The organism is Sulfitobacter sp. BSw21498 (genome assembly GCF_006064855.1).
GTDB lineage: Bacteria > Pseudomonadota > Alphaproteobacteria > Rhodobacterales > Rhodobacteraceae > Sulfitobacter.
Genome location: NZ_CP040753.1, coordinates 2,132,953 through 2,150,887 on the forward strand (window position 1 = coordinate 2,132,953; position 17,935 = coordinate 2,150,887).

Sequence of the window (17,935 nt, forward strand, 5' to 3'; positions counted from 1 at the left end):
AAAGAACCCCCATGAAACTCTATCGTTTCCTGTCCGAAGAGGACACTTCCGCCTTTTGCCACAAAGTCACCGACGCGCTGAACAAGGGTTGGGAACTATACGGCACGCCCACACAGACATGGGACGCGGCGGCGAATGTTATGCGCTGCGGTCAGGCCGTCACCAAGGAAGTCGAAGGCACCTACACGCCGGATACAAAACTAGGGGCGCATTGATGGCACAGGCAAAAACCAACAAAGGGCGCTTCTTCGAGGACTATAAAGTCGGCGAGACACTGCACCACGCGGTGCCGCGCACCGTCAAAGATGGCGAGCGGGCATTATACCACGCACTATATCCTGCGCGTCATGCGCTTTATTCCTCTGACCAGTTCGCGCAAAGCTGCGGCCTGCCCGCCAGCCCGCTGGACGATATGATCACCTTTCACATCGTGTTCGGGAAAACTGTGCCTGATGTATCGCTGAACGCAGTCGCCAACCTTGGCTATGCGCAGGGTCGCTGGCTGGCACCGGTCTGGCCCGGCGATACCCTGCGGTCGGAATCCGAAGTGATCGGGCTCAAGCAGAACTCCAACGGAAAAACCGGCGTCGTCTATGTACGCACCACCGGCTTTAACCAGAATGACACCAAAGTGCTGGAATATGTCCGCTGGGTGATGGTGCGCAAACGCGATGTCGATGCGCCTGCCCCCGAAACGGTCGTGCCCGACCTGCCCGACGCGCTGGCGGTTGCCGATCTGTCGATCCCCGAAACGCTCGATTTCAGCAATTATGACTTTACCCTCGCGGGCGAAGCGCACCGCTGGGACGACTATACGGTGGGCGAGATGATCGACCACGTGGACGGCGTTACTGTCGAAGAGGCCGAACACATGCTGGCCACCCGCCTGTGGCAGAACACGGCGAAAGTGCACTTTGACACCTCCGCCCGCCCTGACGGTTCGCGGCTGATTTATGGCGGGCACGTGATTTCAATGGCCCGTGCGTTGTCGTTCAACGGGCTGGCCAATGCGCAGATGATCGTCGGGCTGAACGGCGGGGCCCATGCGAACCCTTGTCTGTCCGGCGACACCATCCGCGCCTGGACCGAGGTTCTGGACAAAGCCGATACCGACAAACCTGGCGTCGGCGCGCTGCGCTTGCGTCTGGTCGCGACCAAAGGCGGGGAGCCGTTCAAGCTGAAGGGCAAAGACGGCAAATATCTGCCCGATGTCCTGCTCGACCTCGATTACTGGGCACTGATTCCCAAGTAAGACGCCCCCTTGACGACACCTGATCGGTCGCAAAACAAACAACTATATGTCGCGTTCGGCCCTTAAAACTTGGGGATTTCGAGCGCGACAGCCGTTGCATCGGCAACATTCCGCAGATTTTACACCGTTAGCGCTAATTTGTGATCACACGCGAAATTCGTGTGATCACAAATGTCGCTTTTCTCTGGATAATCCTGTATTTCTCCGAAAAACTGTTTACCGAGTATCAAGACTCAATCGTATACCGCGATTAGACTGGAACAAAGACGGGACCGTTTTTTATGAACATCCATGAATATCAGGCAAAAGCCCTTTTGCGTAGCTACGGCGCGCCAGTATCCGAAGGCCGGGTCGTGCTGAAAGCCGAAGATGCGAAAACAGCCGCAGGCGAGATGGACGGACCTCTTTGGGTCGTCAAGGCACAGATCCACGCAGGTGGCCGCGGCAAGGGTTCTTTCAAAGAAGCCGACGCTGGCGACAAAGGCGGTGTACGCCTGACCAAATCGGTTGAAGAAGCCGCCGAAGAAGCCAAGAAAATGCTGGGCCGCACCTTGGTTACGCACCAGACCGGCCCCGCGGGCAAACAGGTCAACCGCATCTACATCGAAGACGGTTCGGGCATCGAAACCGAATTGTACCTCGCGCTGCTGGTGGATCGCCAGACGTCGCGCATCGGGTTCGTCTGCTCCACCGAGGGCGGCATGGACATCGAAGAAGTGGCCGAGTCAACTCCTGAAAAAATCATCAGCTTTTCTGTAGACCCCGCCGCGGGCTTCCAGCCCTACCACGGCCGTCGCGTTGCTTTCGCCCTTGGGCTTGAAGGCAAGCAGGTCAAACAGTGTGTCACCCTGATGGGCCAGCTGTTCAAAGCATTCGTCGAAAAAGACATGGAGATGCTGGAAATCAACCCGCTGATCGTCACCGACGGCGGCGACCTGAAAGTGCTGGACGCCAAAGTCAGCTTTGACGGCAACGCAATGTATCGCCACGGCGATATTGCCGACCTGCGCGACACCACCGAAGAAGACCCCAAAGAGCTCGAGGCGTCCAAGTACGACCTGAACTACATCGCTCTGGACGGTGAAATCGGCTGCATGGTGAACGGTGCCGGTCTTGCGATGGCCACAATGGACATCATTAAGCTCTACGGTGCCGAGCCCGCGAACTTCCTTGATGTTGGTGGCGGTGCGACCAAAGAGAAAGTGACCGAAGCGTTCAAGATCATCACCTCCGACCCGCAGGTAAAAGGTATCCTGGTGAACATCTTCGGCGGCATCATGCGCTGTGACGTCATCGCCGAAGGCGTGGTTGCAGCCGTAAAAGAAGTCGGTCTGAAGGTTCCGCTGGTTGTCCGTCTGGAAGGCACGAACGTTGAAGAAGGCAAAGCCATCATCAACAACTCCGGCCTGGACGTGATCGCTGCGGACAACCTGAAAGATGGCGCGCAAAAGATCGTGAAAGCGGTCAAGGGCTAAAACTGGCTGGAAAGCTTGGATGATGCATCGTCTCGCCTTTTGTTTTTCCATCACGTTGCTGGCTGTCCCTTTCGGGGCGGCCAGTAGCGCTATGGCACAGACAACGCGCGCGGCGGACATCGCCCAAGCCTTTGCAGACCATTGTTTCAGCCCGCGACTGACGGCTCGGACGGCGCTGGCACAGCTTGGCACCACAGGGGCGCGGGTCGATTTCTATGACCTGCTTCCCTTTACCTCGGCACCTCAGTCTCCGGTGACGGGCGCGGCTGCAACGGCGGGCACGGACCGTCGCTGCGAAGTATCCTTTGACGGGGCTGAACCGCAGGCTGCGCACCAAGGGATCACGACCGGGTTGGCACAGGAAAACCTGACTGATCTGGTAGACATCCCCGCAGGGTTCCCCACCACGACGGGGGCCACCTATCGCGCTGCCGTCATGCTGAACCCCAACCGCATCGCTGTGGTGCAATCGGGGGTCCGTGACGGGGCACAAGGCGTCGAAACCTTTGCGCGGGTCGAACGCTTGATCCCGCTGAACGAGGCAAACCAATGACTACAGCCCCGCAAAACACCGTCTTGGGTGGCAAAACCATCGTCCTTGGGATGACCCTTCTGGTTTTCGCAATGATGGCGGTTGTCGCGCAGCTGCCCTTGCCAATGCAGGGCTCCCTGCTGGCCGAAGGCGGCCCGTTCGAGACGCTGTCTGTGGTCGGCTATGGCCTGTGCATCTTGATGATGTTCGCGCTGTGGCCAAAGGCATCGGTTGCGCGTCGGTGGTACTTTGCGGTGTTCATGGCCCTGTTCGCTGCCCGCGAGCTGGACTTGGATAAAAAGCCGTTCACCGAAGGTCTGCTGAAAGCGCGCCAGTTTTCCAGCGATGGCGTCAGCCTGATGGAAAAGGGCATTGCCGGCATCATTCTGCTGACAATCATCGTGGCGGGTCTGATCCTGTTGCGTCGCGAAACGCGGGGCTTCATCCGTGGGGTCGTAAAAGGCGCGGCACCGCAGCTGGCTGTCCTGATCGGCCTGCTGTTCATCGTCGTCTACAAGCTGACCGACGGGCTGGCCCGCAAGCTGGAACCCTTTGGCATCACGCTCGGCCGCGAACAGATCGACCTTGCCTACGTCATCGAGGAAGTCGGCGAACTGGGCATCCCGCTGATGTTCGCCGTTGCGATTTATCTGACATACCGACTGCCGCGCATTGCGGCGGCGGCCCCTTCCACCGCGCCCTGAGACCGGCGCCACCTGAATTGAACTTGAGAAGAAAGCACATAACATGGCCGTACTCGTAAACGAAAACACCAAAGTGATCTGTCAGGGCCTCACCGGCTCGCAGGGCACGTTCCACACCGAACAGGCCATCGCCTATGGTACCAAAATGGTCGGCGGTGTGACCCCCGGCAAAGGCGGCCAGACCCACCTTGACCTGCCCGTGTTCAACTCTGTCCACGAAGCCCGCCACGTCACCGAAGCCAACGCGACAGTCATCTACGTGCCGCCCCCCTTTGCAGCGGATTCGATCCTCGAGGCGATCGACGCCGAGATGGAACTGATCATCTGCATCACCGAAGGCATCCCGGTTCTGGACATGATGCGCGTCAAGCGCGCGCTCGAAGGGTCCAAGTCGCGCCTCATCGGGCCAAACTGCCCCGGCGTGATCACGCCTGACGCCTGCAAAATCGGCATCATGCCCGGCCACATCCACAAGCGCGGCACCGTCGGGGTTGTCTCACGCTCGGGCACGCTTACGTACGAAGCTGTGAAACAGACATCCGATCTTGGCCTCGGCCAATCCACTGCGGTTGGTATCGGCGGCGACCCCATCAAAGGGTCCGAGCATATCGATATCCTCGAGATGTTCCTGGCCGATCCAGAGACACAGTCGATCATCATGATCGGTGAAATCGGCGGGTCCGCCGAAGAAGAAGCGGCACAGTTCCTGGCCGACGAAAAGAAAAAAGGCCGTTGGAAGCCAACAGCCGGTTTCATCGCGGGCCGTACAGCCCCTCCCGGCCGCCGCATGGGCCACGCCGGTGCGATCGTCGCAGGCGGCAAAGGTGACGCGGAATCCAAGATCGCAGCCATGAAAGAAGCAGGCATCGTCGTTGCGGACAGCCCCGCAACTTTGGGCGAAGCCGTTCAGGAAGCCATCAACAACGGCTAACGCCAGATGGTCGGGCCTGCATTCGTCAGGCCCGACCGCTATTACTTAAACGTCGCGCTCTCATCAGAGGTATCGCCATGACAGACCAACCGAAAAACGCCCAGTTCCACGATACCTCCTTTCTTGAGGGGCAGAACGGCGAATACCTAGAGGCAATGTATGCCCGCTATGCAGACGACCCCAATGCGGTTGATGGCGCATGGCAGGCATTCTTCGAAGCGATGGATGACGACCACGCCGACGTGAAGGCCGAGGCCGCTGGCCCGTCCTGGGCACGCAGCGACTGGCCCCCCATGCCCCAAGACGACCTGACTGCGGCGCTGACCGGCCAATGGCCCGTCCCGACCGAAGCAAAAGCCGCCGGTCAGAAGATTACTGAGAAAGCGTCCTCCAAGGGGATCGAACTGTCTGATGCGCAGGTGCAACGTGCCGTGCTCGACAGTATCCGCGCGTTGATGCTTATCCGCGCCTACCGTATCCGTGGCCACTTGGCCGCTGACCTTGACCCGCTTGGCATGCGCGACAGCGACACCCACCCCGAACTGGACCCTGCCGCCTATGGCTTTGGTCCAAAGGACATGGATCGCCCGATCTTTATCGACAATGTGCTTGGCCTGCAGATCGCGACCATGAAGCAGATCGTCGATATCGTCAAAAGCACCTACTGCGGCACCTTCGCGCTGCAGTACATGCACATCTCTGATCCCGAACAGGCCGCTTGGCTGAAAGAGCGGATCGAAGGCTACGGCAAGGAAATCCAGTTCACCCGTAATGGCCGCAAGGCCATCCTGAACAAGCTGGTAGAAGCCGAAGGCTTCGAGAAATTCCTGCACGTCAAATACATGGGCACCAAGCGCTTCGGCCTTGATGGCGGTGAATCCCTGATCCCCGCGATGGAACAGATCATCAAGCGCGGTGGTCAGCTGGGCATTCAGGACGTTGTCATCGGTATGCCGCACCGCGGCCGTCTGTCCGTGCTGGCAAACGTCATGCAGAAACCCTATCGCGCGATCTTTAACGAATTTCAGGGTGGCAGCTTTAAACCCGATGATGTCGATGGGTCCGGCGATGTGAAATACCACCTTGGCGCGTCCTCTGACCGTGAATTCGACGGCAACACCGTCCACCTGTCGCTGACCGCCAACCCCTCGCACCTTGAGGCCGTGAACCCCGTTGTTCTGGGCAAGGTCCGCGCCAAGCAGGACCAGTTGAACGACAAGGAACGCACCTCCGTTCTTCCCATATTGCTGCACGGCGATGCCGCGTTTGCCGGTCAGGGTGTTGTAGCCGAATGTTTCGCGCTGTCGGGTCTGCGCGGTCACCGCACCGGCGGGACCATGCATATCGTGGTGAACAACCAGATCGGCTTTACCACCGCGCCGCATTTCAGCCGCTCCAGCCCCTACCCCACCGATAACGCGCTGGTGGTCGAGGCACCGATTTTCCACGTCAACGGCGACGATCCCGAAGCGGTCGTACACGCCGCCCGCGTGGCCACCGAATTCCGCCAGAAGTTCCACAAAGACGTGGTGCTGGATATCATCTGCTACCGCCGCTTTGGTCACAACGAAGGCGACGAGCCGATGTTCACCAACCCGGTGATGTACAAAAAGATCAAAAAGCAAAAGACCACGCTGACGCTCTATACCGAGCGGCTGGTCAAGGACGGTCTGATCCCCGAAGGCGAAATCGAGGACATGAAGGCCGCCTTCCAAGCGAAGATGAACACCGAATTCGAGGCCGGCAAAGAATACCGCCCCAACAAGGCCGACTGGCTGGATGGCAAGTGGTCGCACCTCGATAAGGCGAAAGAAAAGAAATATCAGCGCGGCAAGACGGCCATCGCGCCCGAAACCATGGCCGATGTCGGCAAGGCGCTGTCCACCGCACCCGACGGGTTCCCGCTGCACAAAACTGTCGCGCGCCTGCTGGATGCCAAAGCCGAGATGTTCAACTCCGGTACAGGTTTCGACTGGGCCACCGCCGAGGCGCTGGCCTTTGGGTCCTTGCTGACCGAAGGGTACAAAGTACGTCTGTCCGGTCAGGACTCCTCCCGTGGCACGTTCTCTCAGCGTCACTCGGCCCTGATCAATCAGGAAAACGAAGACCGCTACTACCCGCTGAACCACATCCGCGAAGGTCAGGCAGAATACGAAGTCATCGACTCCATGCTGTCGGAATACGCGGTATTGGGCTTTGAATACGGCTACTCGCTGGCTGAACCCAACGCCCTGACCCTGTGGGAAGCCCAGTTCGGCGACTTTGCCAACGGCGCGCAGATCATGTTCGACCAGTTCATCAGCTCAGGCGAAAGCAAATGGCTGCGCATGTCCGGCCTCGTTTGCCTGATGCCGCACGGCTATGAAGGCCAAGGGCCCGAACACTCTTCTGCCCGTCTGGAACGCTTCCTGACCATGTGTGGTGGCGACAACTGGATCGTGGCCAACTGCACCACGCCTGCGAACTACTTCCACCTGCTACGCCGCCAGTTGCACCGCAGCTACCGCAAACCGCTGATGCTGATGACGCCGAAATCGCTGCTGCGCCACAAACTGGCTGTCAGCAAGGCCGAAGAGTTCACAACCGGTTCCTCGTTCCACCGCGTCCTCTGGGACGATGCACAACAGGGCAACTCCGACACGACACTGGCGGCAGACGACAAGATCAAACGCGTCGTGATGTGTTCGGGCAAGGTCTACTACGACCTGCTGGAAGAACGCGACGCGCGTGGCATCGACGACATCTACCTGCTGCGTTTTGAACAATTCTATCCGTTCCCTGCACAATCCGCGGTAAAAGAGCTGGAACGCTTTAAGAATGCGGAAATGGTATGGTGTCAGGAAGAGCCCAAGAACCAAGGGGCCTGGACCTTTATCGAACCCAACATCGAATGGGTTCTGGGCCGCATTGACGCCACCCACACCCGTCCGACCTATGTCGGCCGCGCCACTTCGGCCTCGCCTGCAACCGGCCTTGCCTCCCAACACAAAGCACAACAAGCAGCCCTCGTTGACGATGCGCTGACCATCGAAGGAAAATAACCATGACAAGCGAAGTACGCGTCCCTACTCTGGGTGAATCCGTGACCGAAGCGACCGTGGCGACATGGTTCAAAAAGCCGGGCGATAGCGTCGCAGTTGACGAAATGCTCTGCGAGCTTGAGACGGATAAGGTCACCGTCGAAGTGCCCTCTCCCGTGGCGGGCACTCTGGCCGATATCGTTGCTGCCGAAGGCGAAACCGTCGGCGTTGATGCGCTGTTGGCCAATATCTCCGAAGGGGACGCCGCACCGGTCAAGAATGACGCGCCGAAATCCGTCGATGCCGGTGCCGAAGACGTCAAACCCCGCGATGCCGCGGATGATGTCGATGTCATGGTCCCCACGCTTGGCGAATCCGTCTCTGAGGCGACAGTCAGCACGTGGTTCAAAAATGTCGGCGATCACGTCGAAGCAGACGAAATGCTGTGCGAGCTGGAAACCGACAAAGTCAGCGTCGAAGTCCCTGCGCCGGCCTCTGGCACCTTGACCCAGATCATCGCCGAAGAAGGCAGCACCGTCGAAGCAAACGGCAAGCTTGCGGTGATCAGCCAGGGCGAAGGCGGCAGCGCCAGCGCCCCTGCTGACAAAACCTCCGAGCCCAAAGCCGGCGGTCAGGTGTCTGCGCCAGGCAACGCCCCCTCGGGCGACGTCGAAGACGCGCCATCCGCCAAGAAAGCCATGGCCGAAGCAGGCATCAGCCGTGATCAGGTCACCGGCACCGGCCGTGACGGACGTGTGATGAAGGAAGACGTGGCCAAGGCCGTCGCCGCGGGGACCAACGCCGCAAAACCCGCAGCCGCCGCGCCACGCGCGCCTTCCGCCCCCCAAGACGCCTCCCGCGAGGAGCGCGTCAAGATGACCCGTCTGCGCCAGACCATCGCGAAGCGTCTGAAAGAAAGCCAGAACACCGCCGCGATGCTGACGACCTATAACGAGGTCGACATGACAGAGATCATGGCCCTGCGGAACGAATACAAAGACCTGTTCTTGAAAAAGCACGGCGTGAAACTTGGCTTTATGTCCTTCTTCACCAAGGCCTGTATCCACGCCCTGAACGAAGTCCCCGAAGTGAACGCCGAAATCGATGGCACCGATGTGGTTTACAAAAACTACGTCAATATGGGCATCGCGGCTGGAACACCAACCGGTCTGGTCGTGCCTGTGGTCAAGGACGCGCAAGCGATGTCCTTTGCCGCCATCGAAAAGGAAATCGGTGAACTCGGGGCCAAGGCCCGCGACGGCAAACTGTCGATGGCCGACATGCAGGGCGGCACTTTCACCATCTCCAACGGCGGTGTCTACGGCTCGCTGATGTCGTCGCCAATCCTGAACCCGCCGCAGTCGGGTATCTTGGGGATGCACAAGATCCAGGACCGCCCCATGGCGATCAATGGTCAGGTTGTGATCCGTCCGATGATGTATCTGGCGCTGAGCTATGACCACCGTATCGTTGACGGCAAAGGTGCTGTAACCTTCCTTGTGCGCGTCAAAGAAGCGCTCGAAGACCCACGTCGCCTGCTGATGGACCTGTAATCCACGCATTCCACCGCCCAGAAAGGACATATGATGACAGAGACCACGATCCTCGCCGCTTACGGCCTGCTCGTTATGCTGACAATCTTGCTTCAGGTTCTGGGCGGTGTCCAACAACTCAGCTTGGGCTATCTGATCTCGTCGCGCGACGAAGGCCGCTCGATGACAGGTATGACGGCCCGGGTGAAACGTGCGCTAGACAACTCCGTCGTGGCGCTCGCCCTTTTCGCGCCTGCGATCCTGCTGCTTGAACTGCTGGACCGGACCAATGCAACGTCTTTGCTGGCGGCGCAGGTCTTCTTGCTTGCGCGGATCATCTACCTGCCGGTCTATGCCCTCGGCGTGCCGGCAATTCGTACCCTCGCTTGGCTGGCAGGCTTTGCGGCCACCGCCATTCTCTACTTCCTCGCTCTATAGCGGAACGCGCCCATGACACCCGAACTTACCGTTCTCACCCTTGCGGCGCTGCTTCAGGTCGCGACGTTCGTTGCCTATGCGATCCCCGCCAACCGGCAGCTTGGACCCGGCTACACCATGTCCGCGCGCGACCGTGAACCGTCAAAGTCGCTGTCCGACAGCACCGCCCGTCTGGGCCGCGCCTTTGATAACATGTTCGAAGCACTTGCTCTGTTCGCCGTTGCTGTGGTTGTGCTCCACCTGTCTGGCCAGAACACGACCTACACCGCGATCCTCGCGTGGGTCTTCCTCGCGGCCCGCGTCGCTTACGTGCCGGCCTATGCATTTGGCCTGCGCCCCGGACGCTCGCTGATCTGGGCAGTTGGCCTTGGCGCGACAGTGCTGATGCTGCTGGCCGCGCTCTTTTGATCTTCCAATTGGCATAGATCCCGGGGGCGTGCGCTTGCGCACGGGGGCAGCGCCCCCTAGCCTTGGCCACATCACGCCCCGCCCGCCTATGCCCTGACCGCCCACACCTTCCCGATTACCCACTTTCCGACCACCAAGGAGACCTTCCATGTCCAGCTACGATGTCATCATCATCGGCTCCGGCCCCGGCGGCTATGTATCCGCGATCCGCTGCGCCCAACTGGGCCTTAAAACCGCCTGCGTCGAAGGCCGCGAGACGTTGGGCGGCACGTGCCTGAACGTCGGCTGTATCCCGTCCAAAGCGCTGCTGCATGCCACCCATATGCTGCACGAAGCCGAACACAACTTTGCCGACATGGGCCTCAAGGGCAAAAGCCCGTCGGTCGACTGGGCGCAGATGCAGACCTACAAGCAGAACACGATCGACACCAACACCAAGGGGATCGAGTTCCTGTTCAAGAAGAACAAGATCGACTGGATCAAAGGCTGGGCCACCATCCCCGAGGCCGGCAAGGTCAAAGTCGGTGACGAGGTCCACGAGGCCAAGAACATCATCATCGCAACGGGCTCCGAGCCTGCCTCCCTCCCCGGCGTCGAGGTCGACGAGACTGTCGTCGTGACCTCCACCGGTGCGCTGTCGCTGAACAAGGTGCCCAAGAAACTCGTCGTGATCGGCGCAGGCGTGATCGGGCTCGAGCTTGGGTCCGTCTACGCGCGCCTCGGGACCGAAGTGACCGTCGTTGAATATCTGGACGCGATCACCCCCGGCATGGACGGCGAAGTGCAAAAGAACTTCATGCGCATTCTCAAAAAGCAAGGTGTCAACTTTGTCATGGGGGCCGCGGTGCAGGGCACAGAAGCGAGCAAAACCAAAGCCAAAGTGACCTACAAACTGCGCAAGGATGACAGCGAACACACGCTGGACGCCGACGTTGTTCTGGTGTCGACAGGCCGCAAGCCGTTCCACGACGGGCTGGGCCTTGAAAGTCTAGGCGTCGCGCTTACTAAACGCGGCCAGATCGCGGTGAACGACACGTGGGAAACCTCTGTCAAAGGCATCTACGCCATCGGCGACGTGATCGAAGGCCCGATGCTGGCCCACAAAGCCGAAGACGAAGGCATGGCCGCCGCAGAGGTCGTGGCGGGCAAGCATGGTCACGTGAACTATGGCGTGATCCCCGGCGTGATTTACACCCACCCCGAAGTGGCCAATGTCGGTGCCACCGAAGAGCAACTGAAAGAAGAAGGCCGCGCCTATAAGGTCGGCAAGTTCAGCTTTATGGGCAACGCCCGAGCCAAGGCCGTCTTCGCGGGCGAAGGCTTCGTCAAGCTGATCGCCGACAAGGAAACCGACCGTATCCTTGGCGCACATATCATCGGCCCCGGTGCCGGCGATCTGATCCACGAGGTTTGCGTCGCGATGGAATTCGGTGCCTCTGCCGAAGATCTGGCCATGACCTGCCACGCGCACCCGACCTATTCCGAAGCGGTCCGCGAAGCCGCACTGGCCTGCGGGGACGGTGCAATCCACATGTAAGGCAGCCGCCTGCAGTGAAACGACAAAGGGTGGACCGATAGGCCCACCCTTTTTTATTGTGTTCTAATTGTATTGCGCGTCGATCCGTGTTGGCAGCGCCTATGTCGGTTGAAATGCCTTGAAGCCCGCCTCTGACAGCAGCGCGTCTGACCGTGTCTCGACCGTTTTTTCGAGAATTTCCATGAACGTGCCCCGCTCCAGCCCCGGCGCAATCGGGGTCAGGAATTCGACCACCGCAATACCCGGTCGCCGGTACAGCCCGCGCCTTGGCCAGAAGTATCCGGCGTTGGTAGCAACGGGGATGCAGGGCTGGTTCATCTGCTCGTACAGCGCGGCAGTGCCCGCCTTATAGGGCACGGACAGGCCGGGGGCGACGCGTGTGCCCTGCGAATAGATAACGAGCTGGCCCGGTTCCGCTTCCCCCGCTTTAACATCGGCCAGCATCTTGGAAATCGCCGCACCGCGTTTGCCCCGATTTACCGCGATCATCTGCATGCGTTTAGCGTATTGCCCAATCACCGGCGTGAACAAAATTTCACGCTTCATGATGAATTTCGCGCGCGGTAGGGCATGGAAGATCATCAGGATATCAAGAAATGACTGGTGTTTAGCGGCAACCAGCACGGCCCCGTCCGGCACGTCGCCGCGGACCTCGCACCCCAGCCCCACGATGACCTTGGCCATCCACATGGTCCCTGCCGCATAGGCCTTGCACGCGGCATAGGCCCCCCGCCGCGAGAACATGGCCCAAGGTGCGTAAAACAACCCGATCATGGGCATATAGACGGTGGCCAGCACGATGAAGGTGATCGATCGTACCCACTGCAACATCATGCAAGGTCCTTCAGTGTACGGCGCGCCGCGGCCCCTGTCGCGGCAAACGCCACCCCACCAGAGAGAAACGGGATCACCAACGGCACAATCCAGTGCCAGCCCTGAAAGCCCAAGCCGGTCAGAAAGCCCCCTGCGTCCGCGGTGCTTGGCAGCAGCAGAATGGCAAGCAGCCCCAACCCCGTACCCGCCGCAGCCCCCGATAGCGCACGCAGAGTGAAGCGCCGGATGAAAGCCTGTGCGATATAGCTGTCGGTCGCACCCACCAGACGCAGCACGGCGATGACCTGAGCGTTGGCCGACAGCGCTGCATTGGCGGCAAGTGTCACCATCGCGGCAAGGGTCGCGATGATCAGCGTCATGGACACCCAGCCCAGAAGCTTCAGCCGCGATGCCGCTTTGACCAGCGGTGCGCGCCAGCGGCTGTGGTTGTCCAGCACCGCCCCGGGCACCTCTGCCGCAAGGCGCAAGCGCAGACCGTCGGCGTCCATGCCGTCGTCTTCTTCGATAATCTCGATCAGGCGCGGCACCGGCAGGGCGTCAATCGCCAGCTCTGGTCCGAACCAAGGGGCCAGCAGTGATTGCTGTTCTTCATCGGTCAATGCACGCGCCGTGGCGACGCCTTTGGTGGTCTCGAGGATGCGCAGCGCGGCGTCGGTCTGGGCACTGCGCTGGTCAATGGGCGCTACGACGCGGATCGTTGCGGTACGCGCCAGCTCTTGCCCCCAGATATGCGCCAACCGCCCCGACGCGAGCGACAGCGCCAGCGCAAATACCGCCAGAAACGCCATTGTTGCGGCAGCAAACAAGGTCAGCTGCGCGGTAAATCCTGACGGTGGCACCACACGGTCCGCTTGACGGTCGCCGTTCCACAGTGACGTCAGCGCAATGCGCAATATCTTCATAGATCCGCCCCCGCCAGCTGGATGCGGCGGTTCGCGATGCGCAGCACCCGCGCCTGCACCTGTGCCTTGGTGGCGCGGATAAGTCCTAGATCATGGGTCGCGATCAGCACCGTCTTGCCCATGCGGTTCAGCTCGACCAGCAGGCGCAACAACCGCTGCGACATCTCCCAGTCGACGTTGCCAGTGGGTTCATCCGCAAGCACCACATCGGGCGACATGATCACCGCACGGGCCAATGCGGCCCGTTGGCGTTCACCGCCCGACAGTTCTGGTGGCAGCGCATCGGCACGACTGCTGAGCCCGACCCAGGACAGCAGCTCTTGCAGATCTTCACCGCCGGTTTCCGCATGGCGGCCCGAAACGGTCAGCGGCAGCCCGATGTTTTCGGCCACCGGCAGATGGTTCAGGAACTGACAGTCCTGATGCACCACGCCCACACGCCGCCGGATCATCGCAATGTCGTCGCGTTCCATTGTGCGGACGTCCTTGTCAAACAGCGACACATGCCCTGCCGTCGGCAGCAGCGCACCATAGCACAGCTTCATCAAGGTGGTTTTGCCAGAGCCGGACGGACCCGTCAGAAAATGGAACGATCCCGGTGCCAGCTTGACCGAGATATCGGACAAAAGCTCGCCCCCGCCATAGCTGTAGGCCACGTTTTCAAACTCGATCACACGCATATCCCGCTTGGTTTGAACTGTTGTGCCCCAGCACCGCTTGGGTTTCAATGCACCCCGGCGCAGGCATTGCATGAAGATTGCACTTTTCCTACGGTTTTCTAGGACATAAGGTTGATCTGACGTGAAAACAAAGAGGTTTCCAATGGCTCGGTGCGCAACATGAGACTGATCTGTCCCAATTGCGATGCGCAGTACGAAGTGCCGGACGAGGTGATGCCCTTGTCCGGGCGTGATGTGCAATGCTCCAACTGCGGCCAGACCTGGTTCCAGCATCACCCCGATTTCATGCCCCTTGACGAAGAGGATGGCGGCCGGCTTAGCACTGTCACCGCTGCCGTGTCGCAGCCCGATGAGGATACCCCCAAGGTAAACGCAGCCCCCGCTGACACGCCCGCAGAGCCGGAACCGGCACAGCCAGCCCCTGTGCCTCCTGCCGCGCCGCCCCGCAAACAGCTTGACCCCTCGGTTGCTGATATTTTGCGCCAAGAGGCCGAAGCCGAACAGGAAGCCCGCCGTCGCCGTCAGGCAGAGCCGCTGGAAAGCCAGCCCGAGCTGGGTCTGCAAGAGGCGGATCACCCAAGCGAGAGCGACCGTGCGCAGCAGGCCAAGGTCCGCATGTCGCGTCTGCGCGGCGAGGCGCAACCCAGCGTGGCCGAAACAAATGCCGCCGCGGCGGCTGTCGCATCGCGCCGTGAATTGCTGCCCGACATCGAAGAAATCAATTCGACCCTGCGCACCGGATCAGAGCGACGCACAATCCCCAATGCCGGTGGCGACGCCGCACAGCCTGATCCGCAAAAGCGCAGCGGGTTTAGCCGCGGTTTCGTGCTGATCGTGCTACTCGCGTCGGTGCTGGTGCTGCTCTATGTCTTTTCGCCGCAGATTTCAGAGGCTGTTCCTGCGTTGCGCCCCTATCTTGCCAGCTATGTGGCGCAGGTGGATAACGGACGGCAATGGCTCGACGGTGCATTGCAGGTGTCGCTGCAATGGCTCGATGCGCGGGCATCCCAGTCAGGCAGCTAGGGCCGCGCGGGCAGCCTGCGCTGACGCCTAGACTGCAACAAGTGTATCAGAACCGGTCAAGCAGACGGCGCAGGTAATCGCGTTCAACCTCTGGCCGTGTCGCCTCGCCCGAGCGACGGCGGATTTCGTCCAGCAGTTCGCGTGCACGGCCATAGGCGTCATTATCAAGCGCAAGTTCGCCCTCTGACCCCTGTGCGCCATTGGCACCCTGTTCACGGCCCAGAGGATCCTGATTCTCGGCACGGCGGTTGCCTTGGGCTGTGCCCTGCCCCGGTTCGGACGCTTGCTGGTCTTGATCCATCGCCTCGCCCAAGGCGCGCATCCCCTCGCGCAGCGCTTCCATTGCCTGCGACTGGTTGTCGATCGCTTCGGCAAGATCATCGCGGCGCAGCGCCTCTTCGGCACCGTCCATGGCACGACCGGCGCGGTCCAGTGCATCACTGGCAGCGTCGCCTTCGGGGGTGCCGCCACCGGGCAGACGCCCCTCTTGGCGGCGCAGTTCATCGCGCAGTGCCTGCTGGCGGTCCGCAATTGATCCTTGCCCCTGTCCGGGTTCGCCTTGGCCGTTGTTCTGACCGGGTTGCTGCCCCGGTTGGCCCGGCTGGTTCCCGTCCTGCGGCGGGCCGGACTGTTGGCCCTGTTCCTGCCCCTGCTGCTGGCCGTCATCCGCGTTGGGGTTGAAACGGTCCTGCAAATCGCGAAACGCCTGATCGCTCAGCTCTTGCTGTTCGCGCAGACTGTCGGCGAGCCCCTCCATCGCCTGCTCACCCGGAGATTGCCCACCTTCACCCGGCGGACCTTGGGTGACGCGCATGTTCTCCATCATCTCTTGCAGCTCGCGCAGCGCCTGTTCAGCCTCCGCCATCCGGCCTTGTTCCATCAGCTCTTGGATGCGGTCCATCATGCGTTGCAGGTCGTCCTGCGTCATCTGCATGGTCTCGCCCTGCTGCTGTTCGCCGTCTTGCCCTTCTTGCGCCTGCTGGCGTTGCAGCTGGCGCATGTAGTCGTCAGTGGCGCGGCGCAGCTCTTCCATCAGCTCTGCGATCTCGGCATCCGAGGCACCGTTCTTCATCGCCTCTTGCAGACGTTCTTGCGCCCGGCGCATCCGGTCGAGCGCATCGGCCAGCACGCCCTCTTCCAGTTCAATCGCCAAATCCCACAGATCATCCGCGATCTCGGTCTGCACCTCGTCTGGCAATCCATAGCGGGCGCGAATTTCAATCCGTTCAATCAGCCGCCGCAGACGCAGCGCTGCCGTGTCAGAGCGGAACACATCCGCAGGGCGATAGGACACCGCCCGCAACACCTGCGCGAGACTGTCGGCATTGCCCTTGGACCACAGCAGATCGCGCCGCTGTTCGATCACCGACGCCGCCAACGGGTCGAAAAAGCGCCGACCCGGCAGGATCATTTGCGTCGGTGGGGTGGTCGCCTGCTGCTCTGATGCGTCCAGCACGCTGAGCGTAACCTCGACTGGCAGGTTGGCCCAAGGGTGTTTCGAAAAATCGTCGATCAGGTTTTCTTCGAAATCGCGGCGATCCCCCGCAATGGGCAGCGACAGTGGTACGATCAGCTTTGCACGCGGGTCAGGGGCGATGGTCAGCCCATAGCGCCGATCCACGGCGGTCAGATCCAGATCGATCCGCGCCTCGCCCGCCTCTACGCCATAATCATCCCGCGCCACGAACGGCAGCTGCATCTCGCCAAGCGCGGTCACGTCCGGCGGGCCGGTAATTTCAATCTGCGGCTTGGCATCGGGCAGCATTGTCACGTTCCACGCCCGCCCGTTCGGCCCCTCGATGGCGATCTGCCCGCTTTGCGTGACCTTGAAATCCTGCACGATGGCGGGGGCGTCCCCCTTTGGTTGGGACTTGCCCGAAACGGTCTCGGAAACAGACAACGCACCGACTTCGCCATACATGCGCAGGGTGATCAGCGTGCCCGCAGGCAGGTTCAGCGGCCCTTCGGCAAGGTCTGACAAATACAGCGTCGGCTTACCGGTATAGCGCGGCGGCTCGGCCCAGCCTTCCCAGACCGGACCCGAGGCCAAAGCCCCCCCGCCCGCGGTCAAACCCGCCACCGATCCGATGCGCAGCACCGATCCGAAAACCACCGCGGTCACAAAGGCCAGTAGTGCCACATAGCGCAATGCGAAAGGGTCACGCCCTGCGACGCGCAAATCTGCAGGCACCGCCTGCGCGGTCGCTGCACGGGCGGCCATGCGGCGCTGGTGCGCCTGCCACACCGCGGCAGAGGCGTCATCCCCCGTACCGATCGCCTGCATATCCATCAGCGCTTGAATAGGACGTCCGGGCAGGCTGGCGTCAAGGCGGGTCAGCGCCTCTATCCGGCGGGGAAACCGCAGGTGGCGCAGTGCATAAACCAGCGCCCCCACCCCCGTGAGCCCCACAACAACGACAGCGCCCATCACCACGGACATCGGAACGCTATCGAGCAACCCCAGCATCAGCACAGCCAGCACCGCCAGCACCAATGCCATCAGCGGCCAGAACGCCTGCACCACCACCTCTGCCCAGATACCGGCCCACGTCAGACGCAAGGGCCAGCGGATCGCCTTGAGACCCTGCTCGGGCGTGGTGTCGTGATCCTTGGCGGTGAAAAGCGTCATGCGGGCCCTGCCTCTAAAAGCCGGACACGCAAAGCGCG

General features: G+C 61.0%; 16 protein-coding genes. 12 read left to right on the plus strand and 4 right to left on the minus strand.

What is annotated here, in order from left to right; genetic code table 11:
- Positions 1 to 11 precede the first annotated feature (11 nt).
- The 11 genes from E5180_RS10345 to lpdA all read left to right on the plus strand — a co-directional run bounded on the left by E5180_RS10345 (position 12) and on the right by lpdA (position 11,829).
- Positions 12 to 215 (plus strand): DUF1737 domain-containing protein, encoded by a 204-nt coding sequence (locus E5180_RS10345; protein WP_005851513.1) that lies wholly within the window; start codon positions 12 to 14, stop codon positions 213 to 215.
- Positions 215 to 1,252 (plus strand): MaoC family dehydratase, encoded by a 1,038-nt coding sequence (locus E5180_RS10350; protein WP_138924310.1) that lies wholly within the window; start codon positions 215 to 217, stop codon positions 1,250 to 1,252. Before E5180_RS10345 ends, E5180_RS10350 begins: the two co-directional genes overlap by 1 nt.
- Positions 1,253 to 1,533: 281 nt before the next feature.
- Positions 1,534 to 2,727: an ADP-forming succinate--CoA ligase subunit beta gene (gene sucC / locus E5180_RS10355; protein WP_093731359.1), complete on the plus strand. Its 1,194-nt coding sequence runs from the start codon at positions 1,534 to 1,536 to the stop codon at positions 2,725 to 2,727.
- A gap of 91 nt (positions 2,728 to 2,818) precedes the next feature.
- Positions 2,819 to 3,280, plus strand: coding sequence for a succinyl-CoA synthetase subunit beta (locus E5180_RS10360; protein ID WP_138924311.1), 462 nt, complete (start codon positions 2,819 to 2,821; stop codon positions 3,278 to 3,280).
- The gene (locus E5180_RS10365) at positions 3,277 to 3,963 is read left to right on the plus strand and encodes a hypothetical protein (protein WP_138924312.1); all 687 of its coding nucleotides are present in this window, start codon (positions 3,277 to 3,279) and stop codon (positions 3,961 to 3,963) included. Before E5180_RS10360 ends, E5180_RS10365 begins: the two co-directional genes overlap by 4 nt.
- 43 nt (positions 3,964 to 4,006) lie before the next feature.
- On the plus strand, positions 4,007 to 4,894 hold the full coding sequence (gene sucD / locus E5180_RS10370; protein ID WP_093731362.1) for a succinate--CoA ligase subunit alpha: 888 nt from the start codon (positions 4,007 to 4,009) through the stop codon (positions 4,892 to 4,894).
- A 77-nt stretch (positions 4,895 to 4,971) separates the two neighbouring features.
- Positions 4,972 to 7,935: a 2-oxoglutarate dehydrogenase E1 component gene (locus E5180_RS10375; RefSeq protein WP_138924313.1), complete on the plus strand. Its 2,964-nt coding sequence runs from the start codon at positions 4,972 to 4,974 to the stop codon at positions 7,933 to 7,935.
- Between the two features lie 2 nt (positions 7,936 to 7,937).
- Positions 7,938 to 9,467 carry a 2-oxoglutarate dehydrogenase complex dihydrolipoyllysine-residue succinyltransferase gene (gene odhB, locus E5180_RS10380; RefSeq protein WP_138924314.1) on the plus strand — a complete coding sequence of 510 codons (1,530 nt, stop codon included), beginning with the start codon at positions 7,938 to 7,940 and terminating at the stop codon, positions 9,465 to 9,467.
- Positions 9,468 to 9,497: 30 nt separating this feature from the next.
- On the plus strand, positions 9,498 to 9,884 hold the full coding sequence (locus E5180_RS10385; protein ID WP_138924315.1) for an MAPEG family protein: 387 nt from the start codon (positions 9,498 to 9,500) through the stop codon (positions 9,882 to 9,884).
- A gap of 12 nt (positions 9,885 to 9,896) precedes the next feature.
- A complete protein-coding gene (locus tag E5180_RS10390) occupies positions 9,897 to 10,292 on the plus strand; it encodes an MAPEG family protein (protein WP_138924316.1) in 396 nt (131 codons plus the stop codon).
- Between the two features lie 148 nt (positions 10,293 to 10,440).
- Positions 10,441 to 11,829: a dihydrolipoyl dehydrogenase gene (gene lpdA / locus E5180_RS10395; protein ID WP_138924317.1), complete on the plus strand. Its 1,389-nt coding sequence runs from the start codon at positions 10,441 to 10,443 to the stop codon at positions 11,827 to 11,829.
- A gap of 99 nt (positions 11,830 to 11,928) precedes the next feature.
- On the opposite strand, the gene E5180_RS10400 is transcribed toward lpdA, so the two are convergent.
- Genes E5180_RS10400 through E5180_RS10410 form a run of 3 tightly spaced genes read right to left on the minus strand, consistent with a single transcriptional unit; the run spans position 11,929 to position 14,239 of the window.
- Positions 11,929 to 12,660 carry a lysophospholipid acyltransferase family protein gene (locus E5180_RS10400; protein WP_138925189.1) on the minus strand — a complete coding sequence of 244 codons (732 nt, stop codon included), beginning with the start codon at positions 12,658 to 12,660 and terminating at the stop codon, positions 11,929 to 11,931.
- Complete coding sequence (locus tag E5180_RS10405) at positions 12,660 to 13,565, minus strand: cell division protein FtsX (RefSeq protein ID WP_138924318.1); 906 nt, start codon at positions 13,563 to 13,565, stop codon at positions 12,660 to 12,662. The genes E5180_RS10400 and E5180_RS10405 overlap by 1 nt, the downstream gene beginning before the upstream one ends.
- The gene (locus tag E5180_RS10410; protein ID WP_138925190.1) at positions 13,562 to 14,239 is read right to left on the minus strand and encodes a cell division ATP-binding protein FtsE; all 678 of its coding nucleotides are present in this window, start codon (positions 14,237 to 14,239) and stop codon (positions 13,562 to 13,564) included. The genes E5180_RS10405 and E5180_RS10410 overlap by 4 nt, the downstream gene beginning before the upstream one ends.
- Positions 14,240 to 14,404: 165 nt before the next feature.
- Here E5180_RS10410 and E5180_RS10415 point away from each other — a divergent pair, with 165 nt between their 5' ends.
- Positions 14,405 to 15,268, plus strand: a complete 864-nt coding sequence (locus tag E5180_RS10415) for a zinc-ribbon domain-containing protein (RefSeq protein ID WP_138924319.1) — start codon at positions 14,405 to 14,407, stop codon at positions 15,266 to 15,268.
- A gap of 46 nt (positions 15,269 to 15,314) precedes the next feature.
- Here the strand turns inward: E5180_RS10415 and E5180_RS10420 are convergent, their stop codons facing one another.
- Positions 15,315 to 17,897, minus strand: coding sequence for a TIGR02302 family protein (locus tag E5180_RS10420; RefSeq protein ID WP_138924320.1), 2,583 nt, complete (start codon positions 17,895 to 17,897; stop codon positions 15,315 to 15,317).
- Positions 17,898 to 17,935 lie beyond the last annotated feature (38 nt).

Coding starts and splice junctions, on each gene's coding strand:
- E5180_RS10345 (WP_005851513.1), top strand. CDS start 12: ATGAAACTCTATCGTTTCCTGTCCGAAGAGGACACTTCCGCCTTTTGC.
- E5180_RS10350 (WP_138924310.1), top strand. CDS start 215: ATGGCACAGGCAAAAACCAACAAAGGGCGCTTCTTCGAGGACTATAAA.
- sucC (WP_093731359.1), top strand. CDS start 1,534: ATGAACATCCATGAATATCAGGCAAAAGCCCTTTTGCGTAGCTACGGC.
- E5180_RS10360 (WP_138924311.1), top strand. CDS start 2,819: ATGGCACAGACAACGCGCGCGGCGGACATCGCCCAAGCCTTTGCAGAC.
- E5180_RS10365 (WP_138924312.1), top strand. CDS start 3,277: ATGACTACAGCCCCGCAAAACACCGTCTTGGGTGGCAAAACCATCGTC.
- sucD (WP_093731362.1), top strand. CDS start 4,007: ATGGCCGTACTCGTAAACGAAAACACCAAAGTGATCTGTCAGGGCCTC.
- E5180_RS10375 (WP_138924313.1), top strand. CDS start 4,972: ATGACAGACCAACCGAAAAACGCCCAGTTCCACGATACCTCCTTTCTT.
- odhB (WP_138924314.1), top strand. CDS start 7,938: ATGACAAGCGAAGTACGCGTCCCTACTCTGGGTGAATCCGTGACCGAA.
- E5180_RS10385 (WP_138924315.1), top strand. CDS start 9,498: ATGATGACAGAGACCACGATCCTCGCCGCTTACGGCCTGCTCGTTATG.
- E5180_RS10390 (WP_138924316.1), top strand. CDS start 9,897: ATGACACCCGAACTTACCGTTCTCACCCTTGCGGCGCTGCTTCAGGTC.
- lpdA (WP_138924317.1), top strand. CDS start 10,441: ATGTCCAGCTACGATGTCATCATCATCGGCTCCGGCCCCGGCGGCTAT.
- E5180_RS10400 (WP_138925189.1), bottom strand. CDS start 12,660: ATGTTGCAGTGGGTACGATCGATCACCTTCATCGTGCTGGCCACCGTC.
- E5180_RS10405 (WP_138924318.1), bottom strand. CDS start 13,565: ATGAAGATATTGCGCATTGCGCTGACGTCACTGTGGAACGGCGACCGT.
- E5180_RS10415 (WP_138924319.1), top strand. CDS start 14,405: ATGAGACTGATCTGTCCCAATTGCGATGCGCAGTACGAAGTGCCGGAC.
- E5180_RS10420 (WP_138924320.1), bottom strand. CDS start 17,897: ATGACGCTTTTCACCGCCAAGGATCACGACACCACGCCCGAGCAGGGT.